Origin of the sequence: Mesorhizobium sp. M7A.F.Ca.MR.362.00.0.0 (genome assembly GCF_004023175.1) — a bacterium.
In the GTDB taxonomy this organism is placed as follows: Bacteria; Pseudomonadota; Alphaproteobacteria; order Rhizobiales; family Rhizobiaceae; genus Mesorhizobium.
Genome location: NZ_RZTF01000631.1, coordinates 1 through 2283, shown reverse-complemented (window position 1 = coordinate 2283; position 2283 = coordinate 1). Strand labels below are relative to the sequence as shown.

The 2283-nt window shown below is 61.0% G+C and carries 2 protein-coding genes and 2 pseudogenes; 1 reads left to right on the top strand and 3 read right to left on the bottom strand.

Annotation, left to right across the window (positions count from 1 at the left end):
* Positions 1-492, top strand: a pseudogene (locus EOC06_RS36195) (MFS transporter); the annotation flags it as partial.
* A gap of 3 nt (positions 493-495) precedes the next feature.
* On the opposite strand, the gene EOC06_RS36190 reads toward EOC06_RS36195, so the two are convergent.
* The 3 genes and pseudogenes from EOC06_RS36190 to EOC06_RS45060 all read right to left on the bottom strand — a co-directional run.
* Positions 496-1512, bottom strand: coding sequence for an NAD(P)/FAD-dependent oxidoreductase (locus EOC06_RS36190; RefSeq protein ID WP_128310044.1), 1017 nt, complete (start codon positions 1510-1512; stop codon positions 496-498).
* Positions 1513-1707: 195 nt separating this feature from the next.
* The gene (locus tag EOC06_RS36185; RefSeq protein WP_056582251.1) at positions 1708-2028 is read right to left on the bottom strand and encodes a 2Fe-2S iron-sulfur cluster-binding protein; all 321 of its coding nucleotides are present in this window, start codon (positions 2026-2028) and stop codon (positions 1708-1710) included.
* A gap of 111 nt (positions 2029-2139) precedes the next feature.
* Positions 2140-2283, bottom strand: a pseudogene (locus EOC06_RS45060) (histidine kinase); the annotation flags it as partial.

Here is a 2283-nt window from a genome sequence, read left to right as displayed (position 1 = left end):
GCATTCAGCGGGCGTATGATACCGCATTTTACCCACTACAAGCGCATCGCGATGGTGGGCGTCGTCTTCAGCATGCTGTGCCTCTGCCTGCTGGCCGTCGTCGCAGGATATGCAACGCTGCTGGAGGTAGAGGTCTTGACGATCTGCATCGGGTTTGGAACCGGAACGACGTTTCCGGTCACCACCGTGTCGGTCCAGAACGCCGTCGATCGCGTGCATCTTGGCGTCGCGACGGGCGTGCTGACATTCCTGCGTTCGCTTGGCAGTGCGCTTGGTGTCGCGATGCTCGGCGCGGTCGCTCTGGGCTACGGCTTGCCATTTGCCGGTGAAGGCGTGCGGATCGTGGGCCATAGCGCGACGGTCGAGCCGTTCGTGATGATCTTTGCCGTCGCCGCCGTTACATTGCTGCTGGGGCTGATCACGCTGACGCTGATGCCCGAAAAGGAGCTTCGCGGTTACGCCGACAATGCGGCGCCCATCCTCGCCGAGTAAGCTTCAGCCGGAGACGCCGAGCTTCTTCTGCAGGCTGGTCGATGAGGTCGTGTACTGGAAAACGATGCGCTCGCCGGGGCTGATGATGCGCTTGGCGGCCTGCGCCATCAGCGCCACTTCGTGGAAGCCAGACAGGATCAGCTTCAGCTTGCCCGGATACCAGTTGATGTCGCCGATCGCGAAGATACCGGGCACCGATGTCTGGAACTTCTCGGTATCGACCGGAATAAGGTTCTCGTGAAGGTTGAGACCCCACTCCGCGATCGGTCCGAGCTTCATGGTCAGGCCGAAGAACGGCAGCATGCGCGTGCAAGGCACCTCGACATCGCCGTCAGGTCCCTTGATGGTGGCCGATGACAGTTGGCCGTCGGCACCGGTCAATCCGGTCACCTGCCCGACCTGGAACTCCAGCTGCCTCATCTCCTGCATGGCATACATCTTGTTGACGCTGTCGGGGGCGGCACGGAACTCGGGCCGCCGGTGCACCAGCGTCACGCTCTTTGCCACCGGCTGCAGGTTCAGCGCCGAGTCGCCGCCGCCGACAATAACGAGGTCATGGCCGCGAAAATCCTCCATCCGGCGCACCGAATAGAAGACACTCTTGCCTTCATAGGGCTCTATGCCGGGGATCGGCGGACGCTTGGGCTGGAAGGAGCCGCCGCCGGCGGCAATCACCACCACCTTGGCCTCGAACACCTCGTTTTCGTCGGTGGTGACGCGAAAACTGCCGTCCTCCAGTTTTTCCAGGCTGGAAACCATTCGGTTGTAGCTGAAATCAGGCTTGAACGGCGCGATCTGCTCGAGCAATTTGTCGACCAGCCCCTGCGCCGAGATCGAAGGCCAGCCTGGAATGTCGTAGATCGGCTTTTCCGGATAGAGCTCCGCGCACTGGCCGCCCGGCCGATCGAGAATGTCGATCAGGTGGCATTTCATGTCGAACAGGCCGAGCTCGAACACGGCAAACAGGCCAACCGGTCCTGCCCCGACAATAAGCACGTCTGTCCTGATAATGTCGGTCATGCCTGTGCCTCGCTGCGCATGACCCCGAAAATCGGATCGATTTTCGGAAAGGATCATGCGCAAATAAAAGTGCTACAGCGTCCTTTGCGCGTCCAAGAGGACGCGCGGCGCTGTAGTGAAACAGCAGGACACTGCATGACCATCGCTCCGCTGCCAAGCCGCAGCGGGAAAAATCAGTTGGCAAAGATACTGCGCTTATCCCTGACGGGCAGGCACCCGCACAATGAGACCGTCGAGCGCGTCTCGCACCTTGATCTGGCACGACAGCCGTGAGTTAGGCTGGACGTCGTAAGCGAAGTCCAGCATGTCCTCTTCCATCGCTTCCGGCTCGCCGACTTCAGCCGTCCAGGCTTCGTCGACATAGACGTGACAGGTGGCACAGGCGCAGGCGCCGCCGCATTCGGCTTCGATCCCGGGCACGGCGTTGCGGATCGCGTTCTCCATGACCGTAGAGCCGTTCTCGGCGTCCATGTCGAAATGCGTGCCGTCATGGGCAATGAAAGTCAGCTTGGTCATTTGTCACCTGAAGGGAGTTCCAGCCGAGATAATCACTCCGGCTGACAAGTCAACTGCCGCATGAAAGCGCCGCCCGATGACGTTTTTCCGCAAATCGGGTTCAGCGCGGATTCAGCGGTTGATGGCGGCGATGAAATCGCGCACTTCGTCGATCAGCATGCCAAGCCGTTTGAGCGTCTGGCCGTCTTCCGGCCGGTGCTCGATCTCGGTGGCGCAATCGGCGATGGCAAAGGCGCCGACGCCCCGTGCCGAACC